Annotated in this window: 18 protein-coding genes; 2 read left to right on the top strand and 16 right to left on the bottom strand. The window is 58.3% G+C overall.

Annotated elements, in window-relative coordinates:
- Positions 1-140: 140 nt before the first annotated feature.
- Positions 141-350, top strand: a complete 210-nt coding sequence (locus tag ACYZTL_RS09960; protein ID WP_461951639.1) for a cold-shock protein — start codon at positions 141-143, stop codon at positions 348-350.
- 69 nt (positions 351-419) lie between these two features.
- On the opposite strand, the gene ACYZTL_RS09955 is transcribed toward ACYZTL_RS09960, so the two are convergent.
- The 6 genes from ACYZTL_RS09955 to ACYZTL_RS09930 form a co-directional block, all read right to left on the bottom strand.
- Positions 420-1,214, bottom strand: a complete 795-nt coding sequence (locus tag ACYZTL_RS09955) for an IS3 family transposase (RefSeq protein WP_461950135.1) — start codon at positions 1,212-1,214, stop codon at positions 420-422.
- Positions 1,215-1,249: 35 nt separating this feature from the next.
- Complete coding sequence (locus tag ACYZTL_RS09950; RefSeq protein WP_461951414.1) at positions 1,250-1,546, bottom strand: transposase; 297 nt, start codon at positions 1,544-1,546, stop codon at positions 1,250-1,252.
- A 122-nt stretch (positions 1,547-1,668) separates the two neighbouring features.
- Entirely contained in the window at positions 1,669-2,046 is a 378-nt protein-coding gene (locus ACYZTL_RS09945) for a hypothetical protein (RefSeq protein ID WP_017336687.1), read from the bottom strand.
- Between the two features lie 96 nt (positions 2,047-2,142).
- The gene (locus tag ACYZTL_RS09940) at positions 2,143-2,952 is read right to left on the bottom strand and encodes a putative RNA methyltransferase (RefSeq protein WP_461951638.1); all 810 of its coding nucleotides are present in this window, start codon (positions 2,950-2,952) and stop codon (positions 2,143-2,145) included.
- Complete coding sequence (gene dapE, locus ACYZTL_RS09935) at positions 2,952-4,103, bottom strand: succinyl-diaminopimelate desuccinylase (RefSeq protein ID WP_461951637.1); 1,152 nt, start codon at positions 4,101-4,103, stop codon at positions 2,952-2,954. Before dapE ends, ACYZTL_RS09940 begins: the two co-directional genes overlap by 1 nt.
- A gap of 255 nt (positions 4,104-4,358) precedes the next feature.
- Complete coding sequence (locus tag ACYZTL_RS09930) at positions 4,359-6,950, bottom strand: glycosyltransferase (RefSeq protein ID WP_461951636.1); 2,592 nt, start codon at positions 6,948-6,950, stop codon at positions 4,359-4,361.
- A 277-nt stretch (positions 6,951-7,227) separates the two neighbouring features.
- On the opposite strand from ACYZTL_RS09930, the gene tcdA reads away from it, so the two are divergent.
- Positions 7,228-8,040: a tRNA cyclic N6-threonylcarbamoyladenosine(37) synthase TcdA gene (gene tcdA / locus ACYZTL_RS09925; RefSeq protein ID WP_461951635.1), complete on the top strand. Its 813-nt coding sequence runs from the start codon at positions 7,228-7,230 to the stop codon at positions 8,038-8,040.
- An 85-nt stretch (positions 8,041-8,125) separates the two neighbouring features.
- On the opposite strand, the gene ACYZTL_RS09920 is transcribed toward tcdA, so the two are convergent.
- The 10 genes from ACYZTL_RS09920 to map all read right to left on the bottom strand — a co-directional run bounded on the left by ACYZTL_RS09920 (position 8,126) and on the right by map (position 19,201).
- Entirely contained in the window at positions 8,126-8,533 is a 408-nt protein-coding gene (locus ACYZTL_RS09920; protein WP_461951634.1) for a SufE family protein, read from the bottom strand.
- Positions 8,530-9,735 carry an aminotransferase class V-fold PLP-dependent enzyme gene (locus ACYZTL_RS09915; protein WP_461951633.1) on the bottom strand — a complete coding sequence of 402 codons (1,206 nt, stop codon included), beginning with the start codon at positions 9,733-9,735 and terminating at the stop codon, positions 8,530-8,532. The genes ACYZTL_RS09920 and ACYZTL_RS09915 overlap by 4 nt, the downstream gene beginning before the upstream one ends.
- Before the next feature lie 179 nt (positions 9,736-9,914).
- Positions 9,915-10,949 (bottom strand): 2,3,4,5-tetrahydropyridine-2,6-dicarboxylate N-succinyltransferase, encoded by a 1,035-nt coding sequence (gene dapD / locus ACYZTL_RS09910; protein WP_461951632.1) that lies wholly within the window; start codon positions 10,947-10,949, stop codon positions 9,915-9,917.
- Between the two features lie 33 nt (positions 10,950-10,982).
- Positions 10,983-11,291: an arsenate reductase gene (locus ACYZTL_RS09905; RefSeq protein WP_240050488.1), complete on the bottom strand. Its 309-nt coding sequence runs from the start codon at positions 11,289-11,291 to the stop codon at positions 10,983-10,985.
- Positions 11,292-11,797: 506 nt separating this feature from the next.
- Entirely contained in the window at positions 11,798-12,553 is a 756-nt protein-coding gene (locus ACYZTL_RS09900) for a M12 family metallopeptidase (RefSeq protein WP_461951631.1), read from the bottom strand.
- 59 nt (positions 12,554-12,612) lie between these two features.
- Entirely contained in the window at positions 12,613-13,368 is a 756-nt protein-coding gene (locus ACYZTL_RS09895) for a zinc metalloprotease (RefSeq protein WP_461951630.1), read from the bottom strand.
- Positions 13,369-13,412: 44 nt separating this feature from the next.
- Complete coding sequence (locus ACYZTL_RS09890) at positions 13,413-14,144, bottom strand: M12 family metallopeptidase (protein ID WP_461951629.1); 732 nt, start codon at positions 14,142-14,144, stop codon at positions 13,413-13,415.
- A gap of 167 nt (positions 14,145-14,311) precedes the next feature.
- On the bottom strand, positions 14,312-15,511 hold the full coding sequence (gene dapC / locus ACYZTL_RS09885; RefSeq protein ID WP_461951628.1) for a succinyldiaminopimelate transaminase: 1,200 nt from the start codon (positions 15,509-15,511) through the stop codon (positions 14,312-14,314).
- A gap of 155 nt (positions 15,512-15,666) precedes the next feature.
- Positions 15,667-18,369, bottom strand: a complete 2,703-nt coding sequence (locus ACYZTL_RS09880) for a [protein-PII] uridylyltransferase (RefSeq protein ID WP_461951627.1) — start codon at positions 18,367-18,369, stop codon at positions 15,667-15,669.
- Between the two features lie 49 nt (positions 18,370-18,418).
- Positions 18,419-19,201 carry a type I methionyl aminopeptidase gene (gene map, locus ACYZTL_RS09875; protein WP_150630816.1) on the bottom strand — a complete coding sequence of 261 codons (783 nt, stop codon included), beginning with the start codon at positions 19,199-19,201 and terminating at the stop codon, positions 18,419-18,421.
- Positions 19,202-19,497: the final 296 nt, after the last annotated feature.

Below are 19,497 nucleotides of genomic sequence, written 5' to 3'. Positions count from 1 at the left end.
AACTCCAGTTGAGAGTTTTTCCGCCTGACATATACTCGGCGAGCAGCAATGGCCATATAGTGGCACTTACCAGTGCAAACAATGTTCCCGGGGCTTTCCTGTGAAAAGTCCGATCCATAATAAAAAAGGAGTATGAACAGATGGCAACACGTGAAACCGGCAACGTGAAGTGGTTCAACGACGCCAAGGGCTACGGTTTTATTCAGCGCGCGGACGGGGTGGATGTGTTTGTGCACTACCGCGCGATTCGCGGTGAGGGCCACCGTTCACTGGCCGAAGGCCAGCAGGTTGAATATGCCGTGGTGACCGGCGAGAAGGGTTTGCAGGCTGAGGATGTGGTGGGGTTGTAATCTTTAAGATCAAAAGATCGCAGCCTTCGGTGTAGTGGTTCAGTTTTTTTGCACCACTCCGTAGGAGCATTAAGCCGCCTGCTGCTCAAACAGCGCAGGCGGCAAGTTGTTCGAGGCTGAGTGGCAACGGCGATGGTTGTAGTGCGAGATGAAATCCATCACATCCTTCTCCGCTTCGAAATGATTCTGGTATCCGTTTTCCGGCATCCAATCGTGCTTCAACGTCCTGAAGTAGCGCTCGACTACTGCGTTATCCCAGCAGTTACCTCGACGACTCATGCTCTGAACGATCCGGTTTTCTGCCAAGCACTCAACAAAGCGATCGGCGGTGTATTGGCAGCCCTGATCAGAGTGAAATAGCAGTTCAGGCATCGGACGGCGTAGTGCTACCGCAAGCTTCAGTGCCTTCATAGACAGCTCGGCATCCGCTGTTCGTGAGCAAGCCCATCCCACAATCCTGCGCGAAAACAGGTCCATCACCACTGCCAGGTACAGCCAGCCATGTCCCACTCTGATGTAGGTGATATCACCTGCCCAAAGCGTGTCTGACCGGGCTGGATTGAAACGACGATCAAGTATGTTCGGTGCAACGACAGCTGGCTTCGTGGCCCGGCGATAGTGCGCATAACGTGGCCTGCGCCGCTGTAGGTCAAAGGTCTTGATCAAGGTACGCATTCGATAACGCCCTATAAAAACTCCCTCTTTCCTCAACTCCTTGGATAGCCCGCGAGTACCCAATGCTTCTCGATGCTGCTTATGCAACGCACGAAGTTTACTCCCCAGATCTCCCAAAACTGGTCGCTGCCGCACGGCTTTACGTTTCACGTAATAGCTGCTGCGGGCCAAGCCGAACAAGACACACATACGCCGAATCGACATTGCCCCTCTGATGCCATCAATCACTTGGTTCGACCGAACAGAACCTTTAGATGAGAGGGCAATTGCTTTTTTAGCACTTGGTTCTCGGCTTCAAGTAGCGCCAGTTTCGCCTGGAGCGACTCAATCAGCTCCTGATCCTGTAGGCGAGGAGCTTGCACAATTCCTTCCTGCTCCCGGCGCCAGCGTGAAACCCAGCGGCGTAACGCTGTTGGCCCCACACCTGTAGCCTCACAGGCTTTAGGTATGGAGTAATTCATCTCCACAACCAAGCGAATGGCTTCCGCTTTTTCCTCAGAGGTAACAACCCGATATCCCATGATGTTTCCTTAAATCGACGCTCCTACATCATGGTCCAAAAACGTTCGACCACCACACGGCAGCTCCTACAGGTGTACACAAAACCCTGTAGGAGCTGCCGAAGGCTGCGATCTTTTCGGTTTTAAGCAGTTTTCCAGGTGATCTCTTCTTCACCATCGGCACTGATGCGCATCCAGCGATCAGCCGTCTCTTCACCTTCTTCCTCGACCCAGCTACCCGGTGCGCAACGCACTTCGACGTTCAGCGCAGCAAACGCGGCGCGGGCGCAGGCGATGTCGTCTTCCCACGGGGTTTGATCACTTTCCAGGTACAGGCTGTTCCATTTTCCTACGGCTTTCGGCAACCAGGTCACCGGCACATTGCCGGCCTTGCACTTGTAGGTCTGGCCTTTCTGAACCCAGTCGGTGCACGGGCCTAAAGCTTCGCCGAGCCAGGTCGCAACAGCCTTGTAGTCGACGTCGGCGTCTTTCAGGTAAATCTCGATATCGGGTTGGCGCATGGATGTCCTCACTGCGGGTCTGAAAAATCCATTCGCGGATTTAGCCGGCCTCAAGCCGTTGCTCAAGACCAAAAAATTAAGATTGCTCTCTAATTACTACTGCAGTACGAAATAATCGTAGCGCATCGACACGGTGACCTCGAACGGCTCGGCCTGTTCGATGACCGCCGCCCGGCGTTCGGCACTGGCGCGCCAGCCGTGCGGTGTCATGGCCAACAGGTTGGCGCGATCCTGACCCTTTGAAAGCGTCAGTTTGAACTCCAGTGTTTCGCTGTGTTGCAGCGCCATGCCTTCCGGCACCAGCGCCAGGTGCTTGTCATCGGTGTACTCACGCACTTCATCGTACAGCCGTTCGCGCAGTTCCATCAGATGGCCGCTGGTCGGCCCGACTTTCATCAAACCGCCACCGGGGCTGAGCAAGCGTTTGGCTTCTTCCCAGTCCAGCGGACTGAAGACGCTGGCGAGAAACTGGCAGCTCCCCGAGGCCAACGGCACCCGCGCCATGCTGGCGATCAACCAGGTCAGCTGCGGGTTGCGTTTGCAGGCGCGTTTGACCGCTTCCCGGGAGATGTCCAGCGCGTAACCGTCGGCGTTCGGCAAAGCCTCGGCGATTTGCGCGGTGTAATAACCCTCGCCACAACCGATGTCGAGCCAGCGCTGCGGCGCGTACCCGGCTGCCAGTTCCGCCAGTCGCTTGGCCACCGGCGCGTAGTGGCCGGCGTTCAGGAAGTCGCGACGGGCTTCGACCATCGCCAGGTTATCCCCAGGGTCGCGGCTGTTCTTGTGCTGCACTGGCAACAGGTTCAAATAACCCTGGCGCGCGCGGTCGAAACGATGCCCGGCGGGGCAGGCCACGCCGTTGTCCACCGCATTCAGTGGTTCGCTGCAGATCGGACAGGCGAGCATCAGGCGAGCAACTTGATCAGGGTCTGGTAGTAAATTTCGGTCAGCACATCGAGGTCGGCGGCCAGTACGCGCTCGTTGACCTGGTGAATCGTCGCGTTGACCGGGCCGAGCTCGACCACTTGCGTGCCCATGGTTGCAATGAAGCGACCGTCGGAGGTGCCGCCACTCGTGGAGGCTTTGGTTTCGCGACCGGTGATGTCCTTGATGCTCGACGCAACGGCGTCCAGCAACGCGCCCGGTTCGGTGAGGAACGGCAGACCGGACAGCGCCCAGTCGATATGCCAGTCCAGACCGTGCTTGTCGAGGATGTCGGCCACACGTTTTTGCAGGCCTTCGACAGTGGATTCGGTGGAGAAGCGGAAGTTGAACACCGCCACCAGATCACCCGGAATCACGTTGGTCGCGCCAGTGCCGGAGTTCACGTTGGAAATCTGGAAGCTGGTCGGCGGGAAGAAATCATTGCCGTGGTCCCAATGCTCGGCGGCCAGTTCGGCCAGTGCCGGGGCGGCGAGGTGGATCGGGTTCTTGGCGAGGTGCGGATAGGCGACGTGACCTTGCACACCGTGCACGGTCAGTTTGGCGCCGAGGGAACCGCGACGGCCGTTCTTGACCACATCACCCACCAGCGTGGTGCTCGACGGTTCGCCGACGATGCACCAGTCCAGACGCTCCTTGCGGGCGGCGAGACGTTCGACCACCGCCTTGGTGCCGTGATGCGCCGGGCCTTCTTCGTCACTGGTGATCAGGAAAGCAACCTTGCCCTTGTGATCCGGGTAGTCGGCGACGAAGCGCTCGGCGGCCACGGTCATGGACGCCAGGCTGCCTTTCATGTCTGCCGCGCCACGGCCGCAGAGCATGCCGTGTTCGTCGATCAGCGCGTTGAAGGGCTCGATCTGCCAGGCCGTCACCGGACCGGTCGGCACCACGTCGGTGTGACCGGCGAAGCACAGCACCGGGCCGTCGTGTTTACCGTGGGTCGCCCAGAAGTTATCCACATCTTCGATGCGCATCGGTTCCAGGGTGAAACCGGCATCGCCCAGGCGCTGCATCATCTGCTTCTGGCAATCGGCATCGACCGGCGTCACGGACGGACGGCGGATCAGGTCGATGGCGAGTTGGAGGGTCGGCGAAAGGTCGGCGTGGGCCGTCATGTAAGACTCCAGAAAACTTGAATATGGGCGCGGACCAAATGTGGGAGCGGCGGTGCGACGATTCGACTTGCTCGCGAAGGCGGTGTGTCAGACAACGGAAATGTTGAATGTTAAACCGCCTTCGCGAGCAAGCCCGCTCCCACAGGTTTTGAGTGCGGTCAGTAAGACCATATATCACGCCAAGGCCTGCAAAATGGCGGTTATCTTAAAGCAAAACGGCGGCCACTGGCCGCCGTTTAGTGCATCTGTAAAGATTTAGACTGCCGGTGCCGTTTCGGCCTCGACGGCCGGTTTCGGCAACGAAGACAGGAACGCCATGATCAGCGCCGCCAGGTAAGGCAGCGACTGCACCAGCAACATGATCACCCAGAAGCGCATGTCGTTGCTCGGCAGCCCGTTCACCAGGAAGATCCCCAGCGCCGCGCCCCACAACAGCAGCATGATGAACATCTCTTCACGCGCCTCCGAAATCGCCACCCAGAAGCCGTGGTTATCGGCGTTTTTCGGCGTACGGAAAAACGGAATGCTGCTGGTGAAGAAGCCGTACAGCACCGCTTTGGCGATGGTGTGCGACAACGCCAGGCCGGCCAGTGCGGCGCAGAACGCGTCCTTCAGGTTCACGCCAACGGCGCGACGATAGAGGAAGATGATCTTGCCGACCTTGAACACGAACAGCGCCAACGGCGGAATCGCGAAAATCAGCAACGGTGGATCGACCCGCTGCGGCACGATGATCATCGCCGCCGACCACAACAGCGCGCCGACGGTGAAGAAGATGTTCATGCCGTCCGCGACCCACGGTAACCAGCCCGCGAGGAAGTGGTAACGCTGGCCACGGGTCAGCTCGGTGTCCTTGCCGCGCAGCAAACTGGCGGTGTGACGTTTGATGATCTGTATCGCCCCGTAAGCCCAGCGGAAACGCTGTTTCTTGAAGTCGATAAAGGTATCGGGCATCAGGCCTTTGCCGTAGCTGGTGTGGTAATACGCGGCCGACAAACCTTTCTCGAACACGCGCAGACCCAATTCGGCGTCTTCACAGATGCACCAGTCGGCCCAGCCCAGCTCCTCGAGCACCGAGCGCCGGGTCATGGTCATGGTGCCGTGCTGGATGATCGCGTCACGGTCGTTGCGGGTGACCATGCCAATGTGGAAGAAGCCTTTGTATTCCGCATAGCAAAGCTTCTTGAAGGTGCTTTCGTTCTGGTCGCGGTAATCCTGCGGCGACTGCACCACAGCGATTTTCGGATCGGCGAAGTGCGGCACCATGTGTTTGAGCCAGTTCGGGTCGACGCAGTAATCGGAGTCGATCACCGCAATCACTTCGGCATCCTTGGCGGTGTGCGGAATCAAGTAGTTCAGCGCGCCGCCCTTGAAACCGGCCAAAGGGGCGACGTGGAAGAACTTGAAGCGCGGGCCGAGGGTTGCGCAGTAATCACGCACTGGTTCCCAGACCGCCGGGTCCTTGGTGTTGTTGTCGATGATCAGGACTTCGAAGTCCGGATAGTCGAGGTTAGCCAGGGCGTTGAGGGTCTGTTTGACCATCTCCGGCGGTTCGTTGTAGCAAGGCACATGAATCGAGACTTTCGGCCTGTAGTCCGAATCGCCCACCACCGGCAGGAATTCGCGCCGGCGTTTGTGGGTCCAGACCGCTTCGGCCAGTTCATGCGCCTCGGTCAGCAGTACGATAAAGACCCCGAGTGCGCCGAGTGCGAGCAGGAAACCGACTGTCAGGCTGAACCAGGTGCTGTATTGCTGGCTGTAGTCGTAACCGATCCACACCAATACCGAACCGCACAGGAACGCGATAAAGGTCAGGAAGGTCCGCCCACGTTGGCGCAAAGCCGAGCCGTCAATCATCAGCAAGGTCAGGGACAGCAAGGCCAGCACCGCCGAACCGATGGCCAGCACGCGCCATTGCGGAATCGCGACCACCGGGCCTTCGAAGTTGAATTTCTGCTGGCGCGCGGCGTTGAACACGCCCCAATACGCGCCTACCGAGCCTTCGTCAGTGGCCTTCCACGGTTGGTCAAACGCTTCGATCACGAAGTAGTTGAAGCCTTGGCGGTTGAGCTTGTTCACCAACGTGCGCAGGTAGATCGCCTGATCCGCCGGGCTCGAATCGGTGCCGCCACGCATGCGGCCGTTGCTCGGCCAGCCAACCTCCGAGAGCAGCAGCGGTTTTTTCGGGAACATCTTTTTCAGGTCGCGGGCGCGGTCGAGGACGAATTGGCCGGCCTTGTCCACCGGGACGTATTCCCAGTAAGGCAGGACGTGCGCGGCAATCAGGTCGACGTGTTTGGCCAGTTCCGGGTGTTCTTCCCAGACGTGCCATTGCTCGGACGTGGTGACTGGCACCTTCACGGCGGCACGGACGCGATCAAGGATCACGCTCAGTTCCGCAGCGGTAATTTCCTTACGGAAAATCGCCTCGTTGCCTACAACCACGCGAACCACGCTGCGGGAGGAGTTGGCAATTTCGATGGCGCGGGTAATTTCCCGCTCGTTGCGCTCCAGGTCCGGGCTGATCCAGATACCGAGGGTGACCCGCAGGCCGAACTCTTCAGCCAGCTTGGGAATGTCTCCCAGGGTGCCATCGACCGAGTAAGTGCGGATGTTGTCCGTCAGCTTGCTCATGATCTCCAGATCGCGACGCATTTGATCGTCGGTCGGGTACTGCTCTTTCTGCGGGTACTGGCCTTGCTGGAACGGCGAGTAGGAAAACCCGGAGATTTGTTCAGGCCAGTTGGGGGCGGTGACCGGGCGATTGATCAGCGCCCAGAAGCCGGTAAATAAGGCAGCGATGGCGAGCACCACGACCAGGTTGAGTCCAAATTTACGCGATGACATGGTTATTTCGGGTTCCAAAGGCTGTGGAACGAAGGAAACGGGTGGCTGCTGCCCGGGGCGCGCATCCTACACCTGGCCTTCCCTGACCGTACAGCGAACAGGGAAATGCCTGACTTTGGGCAATCCAAGTCGATATAAGTTCTTTCGTTAGAGCTCGCAGGGAAAATCTTCGTTTGATGTCGTTTCCTCAAGGCTGGAAAGTCGTCCGTTCATAGCGCAAAGATGCTCTTGGCCGCCGACGGCCCTATAATGCGCGCCGGTTTTTGGGGTAATGGTCATGAGTACAGAAGATCCGCGGTTTGCGGGCATCGCCCGTTTGTATGGCATCGAAGGGCTTGAGCGCTTGCGCGCGGCCCACGTGGCGATCGTCGGCGTCGGTGGTGTTGGTTCCTGGGCGGCAGAAGCCGTCGCCCGGTGTGGTGTCGGCGAGATTTCGCTGTTCGACCTCGACGACGTCTGCGTCAGCAACACCAACCGTCAGTTGCACGCACTGGACAGCACCGTCGGCAAGCCCAAGGTCGAGGTCATGGCCGAGCGCCTGCGCGGGATCAACCCGGACTGCACGGTGCACGCGGTGGCGGATTTCGTTACCCGCGAGACCATGTCCGAGTACATCACGCCGAACATCGACTGCGTGATCGACTGCATCGACAGCGTGAATGCCAAAGCAGCACTGATCGCCTGGTGCAAACGCCGCAAAATCCAGATCATCACCACCGGCGGGGCGGGTGGGCAGATTGATCCTACGCTGATTCAGGTGTGCGACTTGAACCGGACCTTCAACGATCCGTTGGCCTCGAAGGTGCGTTCAACCCTGCGCCGCGACTACAACTTCTCCCGCACCGTGACCCGTCATTACAGCGTGCCGTGTGTGTTTTCCACCGAGCAGCTGCGTTATCCGAAGCCGGATGGCAGCATTTGCCTGCAGAAGAGTTTTGTCGGGGATGGCGTGAAACTGGACTGCGCGGGCGGGTTTGGTGCGGTGATGATGGTGACGGCGACGTTTGGCATGGTCGCGGCGACCAAGGCTGTGGATAAGATTGTGGCGGGTGTGCGGCGGCCGGCGGATCGGGCTAAACCTGAGGTTTGAAGTCGAACCCCTGTAGGAGCTGCCGAAGGCTGCGATCTTTTGATCTTGAAAATCAAAATCAAAAGATCGCAGCCTTCGGCAGCTCCTACACATCGCTCAGGCTCCGCATTCGCTGCAGCACGGCATTGAGGCCATTGCTGCGCGACGGCGACAGTTGACGGCTCAGCCCAAGCTGATCAAACCACTCCGGCAAATCCACCTGCCGCAACTCAACCGCCGACAACCCGTTAACCCGCGCCAGCAACAACGCCACCAACCCGCGAATCAATCGCGCATCGCTGCTCGCGGCAAACTGCCAGTGACCGTCCTGCAGCGAGCCCACCAACCACACCTGACTTTCACAGCCATGCACGCGGTTGGCGTCGACCTTATCCACATCGCTCAACGCCGGCAGACGGTCGCCCCATTGCATCAGTATCCGAGCGCGTTGTTCCCAGCCAGCGGCAGCCCGAAAGGTTTCGAGCGCCGTGACGGCATCTGCGGGGAGGTTCATCGCAACAGCTCCAGCGCCTGATCCAGCGCTTCAAAGAACCGCTCCAGATCTTCGGAATCGTTATACAGCGCCAACGACACCCTAATCGCCCCGGCCAGTTCAAAGCTTTTCAGTAATGGCATGGCGCAGTGATGACCGGCGCGCACCGCAATTCCCTGTTCTGTCAGCAAATGCGCCAGATCAGAGTTATGCACACCCTCGACGACAAAACTCGCCAGCGCCAGTTGCGGTTTGCCCAGCAGTCGGATGCCGTTGCGTGCCTCAAGGCCTTTCAACAAATAGTCGTGCAACGCAGCCTCATGGGCCGAAACCGCGTCCTGATCGAGGCCTGCGAGGTAATCCAGCGTCGCCCCAAGACCAATCACGCTCGAAATCGGTGGCGTGCCCGCTTCGAATCCCAGCGGCGCCGGGCGAAAGCGTGCGTGCTGGTAATCCGCATCCAGCACCATTTCGCCGCCGAACTGCCAATGGCGCAGTTGCTTGAGCGCTTCATGGCGCCCGAACAACACGCCCAGGCCATCGGGGCCGTAGAGTTTGTGGCTGGAAAACACATAGAAGTCGCAACCCAGCGCCTGCACATCATGCCGACCATGGACCACGCCTTGCGCGCCATCGACTACGGTCAACGCGCCGTGTGCCTTCGCCATCGCCAGCAGGGCGGGCAGCGGCTGCCAGGCGCCGAGCACGTTGGACAGCTGACTGATCGCCAGCAAGCGAGTCTGCGGGCCGATCATCGACGCGGCGGCATCGAGGTCGATCAAACCGTCGGTATCCAGCGGCAGGATCACCAGTTTCAACGCGCGACGGTGGGCCAGTTGCTGCCACGGCAGCAGGTTGGCGTGATGCTCCAGGGCGCTGATGACAATCTCGTCGCCCGGATCGAACAAGTGCTCCAGGCCATAGGCCAGGAGGTTCAGCGCGGAGGTCGCGCCGTGAGTGAAGATGATTTGCCCGCATTCGCCGGCATTCAGCCAGTGGGCGACTTTGCTGCGGCTGTCCTCGAACGCCTGGGTGGCATGAGCGCCGGGCAGGTGTTGCGCCCGATGCACGTTGGCCGCGCCATTGGCGTAGTAATGCGCCAGGGCATCCAGCAGGGCTTGAGGTTTTTGGGTGGTGGCGGCGTTGTCCAGATAGGTCTGGTCTTGCCGTTGCAGGGCGGCGATGGCCGGAAAATCGGCGCGCCAGGGAGAGGGAATCATCATGCTATGGGGCCCTGCTAAACATGGGCGAGGTGTACGCCTGACCTTGTAGGAGCGAGCTTGCTCGCGAAAAACGCATAGACGACACGTACTGTCTGGTGCCGTGCGTTATCGTTCACGTCCATCGCGAGCAATCGAGCGTCGACCGGCTGCTCCTACAGGGTTATCGTGTGACGCTCTGCTTAGTTGTGAGCGTGCAGCGCTTCGTTCAGTTCGATCGCCGATTTGTGGGTTTTGCATTCCACGGCACCGGTTTCCGAATTGCGGCGGAACAGCAGGTCAGGTTGACCGGCCAGTTCACGGGCCTTCACGACCTTGACCAGCTTGTTGTTCTCGTCCAGCAGCGCCACTTTGGTGCCAGCGGTCACGTACAGGCCCGATTCAACGGTGTTGCGGTCGCCCAACGGGATACCGATGCCGGCGTTGGCGCCGATCAGGCAGCCTTCGCCGACCTTGATCACGATGTTGCCGCCGCCCGACAGGGTGCCCATGGTCGAGCAACCGCCGCCCAGGTCCGAACCCTTGCCGACGAAGACACCCGCGGAAACGCGGCCTTCGATCATGCCCGGGCCTTCGGTGCCGGCGTTGAAGTTGACGAAACCTTCGTGCATCACGGTGGTGCCTTCGCCAACATAGGCACCCAGACGAATACGTGCCGCGTCAGCGATGCGCACGCCGGCCGGAACCACGTAGTCGGTCATTTTCGGGAACTTGTCCACCGAGAACACTTCCAGCAACTCGCCGCGCAGACGGGCTTCCAGTTGATGCTCGGCCAGTTCGGCCAGGTCGATTGCGCCCTGGCTGGTCCACGCGACGTTCGGCAGCAGCGGGAACACGCCCGCCAGGTTCAGGCCGTGCGGCTTGACCAGACGATGGGACAGCAGGTGCAGCTTGAGGTAAGCCTCAGGCGTGGAAGTCAGTTGCGCGTCTTCAGCCAGAATGGTCGCGACGAGCGGCTTGTGGCTTTCGGCCAGACGGGTCAGCAGGGCAGCCTGTGCCGCGTCGATGCCTTTGACGGCTTCAGCCAGTTGCGAGGCCTGAGCGGTGCTGAAAGCGATCGCCTGATTGCCCTCGGTGTAGCCCAGAACCGGCGCGATAGCCGCAATCAGTTCGGCCGACGGGTTGAGCAATGGCTGTGCGTAAAACACTTCCAGCCACGCGCCTTGACGGTTTTGAGTGCCGACACCAAAGGCCAGGCTGAACAGGGTAGTGGACATGTGAATACCTCTAAAAATATTGAACGGGCGGGCTTACTTGAGCGCTGCCGCGTAGATATCTGGCTTGAAGCCAATCAGGGTTCGGTCACCGAGATCAAGCACCGGGCGCTTGATCATCGAGGGTTGTGCGAGCATCAGTTCGATGGCTTTCGGCTGGTCGAGATCGGCTTTGCGTTCGTCGTCGAGCTTGCGAAAGGTCGTGCCTGCACGGTTCAACACCACTTGCCAGCCGTGCTCGTCGCACCATTGGGTCAGGTGTTCACGGTCGATTCCGACCGTTTTGTAATCATGAAAGTCATAGCTGACAGCGTGTTCATCGAGCCAGGTGCGCGCCTTTTTCATGGTGTCGCAGGCTTTGATACCGAAAAGGTGCAACGTTTTGCTTGAAACGGTCAAGGAATTGCCCCCTTTGCAGATGCTGGAAAAAAGGTGAAGGATTATGCCATGACCAGACGGTTTCGCGTCGGCCTTGGTTGGGTTTGTCATGTAGGAGCCGAGCTTGCTCGCGATGAACCTGAGAACACCGCAGGGTGACAGACTTGTAGCGTTATCGTTAACGACCATCGCGAGCAAGCTCGGCTCCTACAGGGGTTGCAGTGTTTCATGGTGGTCGCGTGCGACATAGGTGCAAGGGGCAGGGATCAGTCCAGGCGGCTGATATGGCGCGATCCTGCGGGTTGTTGGGCGTAAAACCGCCGATTACGTTTGAAGGCGCTGCGGGCGCAGCGCCTGGAGTTGTACAAGATCAGCCGTCATCACCAGATTGATGATGACGTGCTGCGCAAGTGCTGGGAGAACTTGATTTGAGGGAAGCTAGTTTGGGTGCAGTGAAATAGCGCTATAGGAACTTATGGATAAATCCGGCGCATGAACGCGATGTCTCCTTCGCTGATGTTCCAGTTTTCAGATTGATGCCAGTCGCCCACGGTGAGTTCGTTGAAGACTTGATAGTGCATCACTGATTTTCGGTCGTAGGGTGCGTAGGTCCGATGAGGCGCGCGCTCAAGTGGAAAGACATTCGCGTCCACTTGCGCTTTGGAATAGCCAGCAGAATTCGCGAAATGGACATAGGCTTTTTCCCGGTCCCAGGGTATTCCCGCATCAGGATGTTGATGCTCATGATGCAGCCCTAACGCATGGCCGAATTCATGTATGACGGTGAACTCGAAGCGGGAAGAAGTAAAGAGAGTTCCTAATGTCATCGAGGGGGTGTGAGGGTGCCCCGTGAGTGAGTCAGTCCCTATTGCTGAGCTGCCAGCGTCGTTAAGAAATGGGTGGAAGTCGACTCGGATATCGCCCAGGAACTCATCGGAGTTGAAGATGTCGTCTTCATCCATTTCAATGAATTCGAATTTTAGATTGATGTAAGGGAGCCATTTGCTAGCGCCTTTTTTTACGGCTTCAAATGAATGTTCGTTGAAGCTGTAAACGAGAATTTTCAAAGTTCTACCGGGGGTCCAATACTTGGTGTGTTCGCCGACGCTTCTTTTATTTCGAACGCCGCTGTTGATCGCTCCGTTACTGAGGCGTTCGTTGACTGCAGCAGTATAAGAGGCTGGCAAGTCGGGGGTTTTAATAATCTTGCAGTATTTAGGTTGGTTCATGTGTTGCCGTCCTTGGTTTTTTGTATGGATTTGACGTGGGGCTGGTCATACTTGTTTGATCAAAACGTGGTGGGAAAAGGATAAATCTCGGCCATGAACGCCTTGTCCTTTTGACTGAGTACAAGATTAAGATCGATCTTGAAGTTGCCTTCGGTCCATTCCTGGTGAACGGGATAGTGCATGATCGACTGCGGATCGTAGGGCGAATAAACAACTTCGCTGGCGTCAAGAAGGTTGAAGTAGCGTTCGTCAACGCTGCGACGCACGTAGTCGTCCTCATCCGCATCTTCATCCACACCATGGGCCGCGTAGACTGCCCGTCTGTTCCAGGGAATGTTCGACTCGGGGTGCAGGTGTTCATGTTCTGCGCCCAGCATATGGCCAAATTCGTGCATGGCATTGGCGATGAAAAATTTTAAGGAAAGGTGGTGATCCGGTGACAGACGCATGGTTGGGAGGCTCTGATCGGTCTCGATCAAGGCGTTGGTGCCAATATAAGACCAGTACACGCCTGGTTCGCTCTTGATGCGGATATCACCGACTTCACCTTCGACGAAGTCGAACTTCAGATTCACGTATGGCAACCAGTTACTGGCCGCAGCCTTGACGGCGTCCTTAAAGCTTTGATCGCCGTTCAGAAATGCAATGCGCAATGTGCGGCCCGGAGCCCAGAAGTTTGTGTGCTTGCCGGTTGCCCGCTTTTTACGAGCGGTTACAGAGACTCCGCGATTCGCAGGATTTTCAGCGATGGCAACGTCGTAAGAAGCCTGGATATCTTCTGGTTTTCTGATGAAGTAATAAGGTGAGTTAGTCATATATATATACATCCGTGTATTATTGGGTTTGATTTTTTATTTGATTATGTTTGCTTGGGGTAGATCTTGCGCATCAATCTTCTATCGTTCTGACTGATTGTTTTATTTTTGTCCACGAACCAGTCGCCTGTGGTCAGTTCGTTGGGAATCGCATAATGCATAATCGATGTCGGGTCATAGGGGGTGGTTCGATTGTTTGTTGTTTCCAGTGTTCTGAATAAGTTGTGGTCGACTTCTTCCTTGGACCAATTGTAATTCGTCAGGTAGTAGTGATAGACGAGCGGCTTGTTCCAAGGGATGCCGGATTTTGGGTGTTGATGTTCATGTTCCATCCCCAGTGCATGTCCGAACTCGTGCAAAACGGCACTTTCGAACCCCGGATGTGACAGGTCGGTGCCAATGTTCATCGTATTCTCGCCAGGCCCGCGCAGGGTGGCATCGGTGCCAATGGCTGAATAGTTCGAAGGCGCTTCCATGGTGATTCTAATATCACCCTCAGCATCGCTTGCGAACTCCAGAGTCAGGTTAATGGAGGGCTGCCATTGCTTGATGGCTGCTATCGCGGCTTGGCGGTGTGCATCGGAGGGCGGGTTGAGAAAGGCTATTTTAAGCGTCCTGTAACTGGCCCAAAATTTACTATGAGTGGCGACACCGCGTTTTTGCCTGCCTCCAGTATCAGAGACGTTTTTATTGTCAGAGTTTTCATTGATGGCAGCTTCATAAGAGGCTTGCTCGTCAAAATTGCTGATAACTTTGCATGGGTGTGTGTGAGGCATTATTGCGCTCCTTGTTAGAACTTATAGGGTGGGTAATAAGTCGTGGTTCTAACTGGAGAGTAGTTATGTATGTGGTGGGGCGTAAAGTTGCTATTTGTTAGTTGTCGTTGCGATGAGAAATTGATGCCTGCACTGCACTGCGTTGCACAGTGCAGGCAAGTTTCGAGTTACTTGTGGCGAGTTACAAAGTTGCGAATCCGCTCTGCCGCTTCAACGCATTCCGACAGTGGCGCAACCAGCGCCATGCGCACTCGACCGGCCCCCGGATTGGCACCGTCAACCTCGCGGGAAAGGTAGGAGCCCGGCACTACGGTCACGTGTTCTTCAACAAAAAGATCACGGCAGAACGCCTCGTCATCGCCTTCAACATTGGGCCACAAGTAAAAACCGCCATCCGGACGCTGCACATCCATGACCGGACCAAGGATTTCCAGCACCGCGTCATACTTCTCGCGATACAGCGCACGGTTGGCGCGCACATGCACTTCGTCATTCCATGCCGCGACGCTGGCCAGCTGAGTCTGAACCGGCATTGCGCAGCCGTGGTAAGTGCGATACAGCAGGAAGCCTTTGAGTATCTCGGCATCACCCGCGACAAAACCCGAACGCAGGCCAGGCAGGTTGGAGCGCTTGGACAGGCTGTGGAACACCACACAGCGCTTGAAGTCCTTGCGGCCCAGTTCCGCGCAGGCGCTGAGCAGGCCGGCGGGCGGGGTTTGTTCGTTGAAATACAGTTCGCTGTAGCACTCGTCCGCAGCGATCACGAAGTCGTACTCGTCGGCCAGGGCGATCAGCTTTTTCAGGGTGTCGACAGGGATCAGCGCGCCGGTCGGGTTGCCCGGCGAGCACAGGAACAGGATCTGGCAGCGCTTCCAGATGTCTGGCGAAACCGCATCGAAATCCGGGTTGAAGCCGTTTTCGTCCAGGCACGGCAGGTAATGCGGCTTGGCGCCGGCGAGGAACGCCGCACCTTCATAGATCTGATAGAACGGGTTCGGACTGACCACCAGCGCATCGTCGCCACGGTTGACCACGGTTTGGGTGAACGCGAACAGCGCCTCGCGGGTGCCATTGACCGGCAGGACGTTGCGCGCCGGGTCGAGCCAGCCGTTCGGCACGTTGAAACGGCGTTCGCACCAGGCGGCGATGGCTTCACGCAGGGCTGGGATACCCAGAGTGGTCGGATAAACGGCCATCTGATCCAGATTGCTGGACAGGGCTTCGGCGACAAAGCTTGGCGAACGGTGCTTAGGCTCGCCGATGGACAGGGCGATAGGGCGCTTGTCCGGGTTTGGCGTGACGCTGCCGAGCAGGGCGCGGAGCTTCTCGAACGGGTAGGGCTGCAGCTGGGACAAAGCGTTGTTCATGAGGGCCTCTTTCATTGTGCGAGCGAGCCTGTGTGGCGAGGGGATTTATCCCCGTTCGACTGCGAAGCAGTCGCAGATTTTGGGGCCGCTTCGCGCCCCAACGGGGATAAATCCCCTCGCCACATGCCCGCTCCCACAGGGGGGAATTCGTTAATTCAGATACTGATTCGCGACAGTTTGATATCAGGTTCGTTACTGACGGTCAGCTGTTCGACGATCGCATCCTGCAAACGGCTGCACAGCAACGGGTCGGACAATGGCTGGTTGTTCGCATCGGTAATGAAGAACACGTCTTCCACGCGCTCGCCGAGCGTCGCAATCTTGGCGTTTTGCAGCGACAGATCAAATTCGAGGAAAATCGTGCCGATCCGCGCCAGCAAGCCCGGCCGATCCGGGGCGCTGAGCTCCAGCACGGTCACCGGGCGCTGGGCGTCGTTATGGATCGTCACCTGTGGCGCAAAGGCGAAATGCTTGAGCTGGCGCGGCACGCGACGCTGGATGATCGTCGGGTAATCGTCCGGGTTGCGCAGGGCTTCGGTCAGGCCTTCGCGGATCTGTTTGACCCGCGCCGGGTTATCGCCAATCGAATCGCCGTCGGTGTCGAGCACGATGTAGGTGTCGAGGGTGAACTGGCTGCTGGAGGTGATGACCCGGGCGTCGTGAATGTTCAGGTTCAACTGGTCCATCGCCGCCACCGTCACAGCGAAGAAGTCGTGCTGGTCCGGCGCATAGATGAAGATTTGCGTACCGCCCTCGAACTCGCGCTGGGTGGTTTCCTTGATCAGCACCAGCGGGCCGCCGTCGGCCGGCTGCTGCAGGATCGCGTCAGTGTGCCAGGCCACGTCGCCGGCGGTGTGACGCAGGAAATAGTCATCACCCAATTGCGACCACAACTGTTCGACGTCGTCCGGGTCGGTGCCGCCGCGTACCAGAATATCGAGGGCGGCGCTCTGGGTCTGGCGGATCTGCATTTCACGATCCACCGGGTTCTCCAGGCCGCGACGCAACGCACGTTTGGTCTCGGTGTAGAGTTGGCGCAACAGGCTGGCGCGCCAGGAGTTCCACAGTGTCGGGTTGGTGGCGTTGATGTCCGCGACGGTCAGCACGTACAGGTAATCGAGGTGGGTTTCGTCACCGACGATCTGCGCGAAGTCGTGGATCACGTGCGGATCGGACAAATCCTTGCGCTGGGCGGTGGTCGACATCACCAGGTGGTTCTGTACCAGCCAGACGATCAGGCGGCTGTCCCACACGGGCAATTGGTGGCGCTGGCAGAAGGCCTCGGCATCCACTGCGCCGATATCCGAGTGATCGCCATGCCGGCCTTTGCCGATGTCGTGGTACAGACCGGCGAGGTAGATCAGCTCTGGCTTGGGCAGCTTGCCCATAAGCTTGCTGGCCAACGGGAATTTTTCCGACACTTGCGTGTACTGCAACTTACGCAGGTGCTTGATCAGGTTCAGCGTGTGCGCGTCGACCGTATAGATGTGAAACAGGTCGTGTTGCATCTGCCCGACAATAAAGCCGAACTCCGGCAGATAACGTCCGAGGATGCCGTAACGGTTCATCCGCCGCAGGTTGCGGTGGACACCGATCTTGCACTTGAACAGTTCGATAAACAGGCTGGTATTGCGAATGTCGTTGCGGAAATCGTCGTCGATCAGATGGCGGTTTTCCCGCAGCAAACGAATGGTGTCGGCGCGCACGCCTTTGATTTCCGGCTGCTGGGCCATCAGCACGAAGATCTCGAGCATGGCGAACGGCGTGCGGTGGAACACGTTGTCGTTGCGCGCCTCGATGTAACCGTCGTGCAACTGGAACCGCGAGTTGATCGGTTGCGGCGGCGCTTCATCTTCCGGCGCGAGGATGACTTCCTCGAAGTGCTGGATGATCAGGTCGCTGAGCTGGGCGATGCTCATGACCACCCGGTAATACTGTTGCATGAAGTTTTCGATGGCGTGCTTGGCGTCATCGCCCTGGAAACCCAGCAGCCCGGCGATCGAACGCTGGTGGTCGAACAGCAAGCGATCTTCGGAGCGACCGGCAAGCATGTGCAGCGCATAACGAACCTTCCACAGGAATTCCTGGGAGGAGGCCAGCAAGGCGTTTTCACTCTCGACCAGGAAACCTTCGCCCGCCAGGGCCCACAGGTTCAGGGTGCCGTACTCGCGCCGGGCCACCCACAGAATCGTCTGAATATCCCGCAGGCCGCCGGGCGAGCCTTTGACGTTGGGTTCCAGGTTGTATTCGGTGTCGTTGTACTTGTGGTGACGGGCCTTCTGTTCGGCACGTTTGGCCAGAAAGAAGTCCTTGCTCGGCCACATGTGCGCGGTGCTGGTGACATCCAGCATGCGCTGACGCAGGCGCTCGGGGCCGGCGATGGTGCGGCTTTCCATCAGGTTGGTAATCACCGTCAGGTCGGCGCGGGCTTCTACCGCGCATTCGTCGACGGAGCGAACGCTCTGACCGACTTCCAGGCCGATGTCCCACAACAGCGTCAGAAAACGCTCGATGGAGTCACGGAAAACTTCGTGGTCGGCGCTGTCCAGCAGGATCAGCAGATCGATATCCGAATAAGGGTGCAGCTCACCGCGACCGTAGCCGCCGACCGCGACCAGCGCGATGTCGGCGTCTTCGCTCCAGTTAAATTGCTCCCAGGCCTTTTGCAGGATGTTGTCGACGAACCAGGCGCGATCCTCGATCAGCCGGCGAATCTCACGGCCGCTGCGAAAGCGCGCGTCAAGGACCTCGCGGGCCTGGCGGATCGCCTTCTTGAAAGCCGCGATCGGGCTGGCCTTCAGGGCCAGTTCCGCCTGGAACTGGCCACGGTCGAAGAGTTCGGGATCCACCTGCGGCATTGATTGGCTTTCCTATCTATCTATAAGGCTGGGAGCGACGCGGGTCGGATCAGGCCGAAACGCGCGGGATGGTGTCATCGCTGCGCAAGGTGAAGATCTCGTAACCGGTGTCGGTCACTACCAGCGTGTGCTCCCACTGCGCCGACAACTTGCGGTCCTTGGTGATCGCGGTCCAGCCATCGCCCAACACCTTGGTGTCGGCCTTGCCCTGGTTAATCATCGGCTCGATGGTGAAGGTCATGCCGGCCTTCAGTTCCATGCCGGTACCGGCGCGGCCGTAGTGCAGGATCTGCGGCTCTTCGTGGAACACCTTGCCGATGCCGTGGCCGCAGAACTCGCGAACCACCGAGAAACCGTTCTTTTCGGCGTGCTTCTGAATCACTTCACCGATGTCGCCCAGGCGGCAGCCGGGTTTGACGATTTCGATGGCCTTGTACATGCATTCCTGGGTCACTTGCGACAGGCGCTCGGCCCAGACCGGTACGGTGCCGACGTGGAACATGCGGCTGGTGTCGCCGTGGTAGCCATCTTTGATCACGGTGACGTCGATGTTCAGCGTGTCACCGTCCTTCAATGGCTTCTCGTTCGGAATGCCGTGGCAGACCACGTGGTTGATCGAGGTGCAGATCGACTTCGGGTAGCCTTTGTAGTTGAGCGGGGCAGGAATGGCCTGCTGCACGTTGACGATGTAGTCGTGGCAGATGCGGTCCAGTTCTTCGGTGGTGATGCCCGGCTTGACATGTTCAGCAATCATTTCCAGCACATCGGCGGCCAGTTTGCCGGCGACACGCATTTTTGCGATGTCCTCCGGGGTTTTGAGGGTGACGGTCATACAGGCTCTCTCTGCGCTCGATGGCGCTTGCTAACACGGAATGGGCAATGTGCGATTGATCTTCGCCGCCCTGAAAAACGCGATTCTAACAGACGATCAGCGCAAATCTGAGCCTCTGTGCATCGCTTCTCTCTATAGATAGGCGCATTCTTGAGCGATTCCAAGGGCGTCGAAGAAGACGCGCGTCAGGAATCGAGAATCCGGGTTCCGTTTTTTGGAGTCTTGTGATATAAAATGCGCCGCTTTCCGGGGATACCCCGAAAGGCTTAAATCCACACACGTGTCGACACGATGAC

It is taken from the genome of Pseudomonas sp. LB3P81, assembly GCF_054897965.1.
This window is presented reverse-complemented; position numbering and strand designations above follow the sequence as displayed.

Coding starts and splice junctions, on each gene's coding strand:
- ACYZTL_RS09960 (WP_461951639.1), top strand. CDS start 141: ATGGCAACACGTGAAACCGGCAACGTGAAGTGGTTCAACGACGCCAAG.
- ACYZTL_RS09955 (WP_461950135.1), bottom strand. CDS start 1,214: ATGTGTGTCTTGTTCGGCTTGGCCCGCAGCAGCTATTACGTGAAACGT.
- ACYZTL_RS09950 (WP_461951414.1), bottom strand. CDS start 1,546: ATGGGATATCGGGTTGTTACCTCTGAGGAAAAAGCGGAAGCCATTCGC.
- ACYZTL_RS09945 (WP_017336687.1), bottom strand. CDS start 2,046: ATGCGCCAACCCGATATCGAGATTTACCTGAAAGACGCCGACGTCGAC.
- ACYZTL_RS09940 (WP_461951638.1), bottom strand. CDS start 2,952: ATGCTCGCCTGTCCGATCTGCAGCGAACCACTGAATGCGGTGGACAAC.
- dapE (WP_461951637.1), bottom strand. CDS start 4,103: ATGACGGCCCACGCCGACCTTTCGCCGACCCTCCAACTCGCCATCGAC.
- ACYZTL_RS09930 (WP_461951636.1), bottom strand. CDS start 6,950: ATGTCATCGCGTAAATTTGGACTCAACCTGGTCGTGGTGCTCGCCATC.
- tcdA (WP_461951635.1), top strand. CDS start 7,228: ATGAGTACAGAAGATCCGCGGTTTGCGGGCATCGCCCGTTTGTATGGC.
- ACYZTL_RS09920 (WP_461951634.1), bottom strand. CDS start 8,533: ATGAACCTCCCCGCAGATGCCGTCACGGCGCTCGAAACCTTTCGGGCT.
- ACYZTL_RS09915 (WP_461951633.1), bottom strand. CDS start 9,735: ATGATGATTCCCTCTCCCTGGCGCGCCGATTTTCCGGCCATCGCCGCC.
- dapD (WP_461951632.1), bottom strand. CDS start 10,949: ATGTCCACTACCCTGTTCAGCCTGGCCTTTGGTGTCGGCACTCAAAAC.
- ACYZTL_RS09905 (WP_240050488.1), bottom strand. CDS start 11,291: ATGAAAAAGGCGCGCACCTGGCTCGATGAACACGCTGTCAGCTATGAC.
- ACYZTL_RS09900 (WP_461951631.1), bottom strand. CDS start 12,553: ATGAACCAACCTAAATACTGCAAGATTATTAAAACCCCCGACTTGCCA.
- ACYZTL_RS09895 (WP_461951630.1), bottom strand. CDS start 13,368: ATGACTAACTCACCTTATTACTTCATCAGAAAACCAGAAGATATCCAG.
- ACYZTL_RS09890 (WP_461951629.1), bottom strand. CDS start 14,144: ATGCCTCACACACACCCATGCAAAGTTATCAGCAATTTTGACGAGCAA.
- dapC (WP_461951628.1), bottom strand. CDS start 15,511: ATGAACAACGCTTTGTCCCAGCTGCAGCCCTACCCGTTCGAGAAGCTC.
- ACYZTL_RS09880 (WP_461951627.1), bottom strand. CDS start 18,369: ATGCCGCAGGTGGATCCCGAACTCTTCGACCGTGGCCAGTTCCAGGCG.
- map (WP_150630816.1), bottom strand. CDS start 19,201: ATGACCGTCACCCTCAAAACCCCGGAGGACATCGCAAAAATGCGTGTC.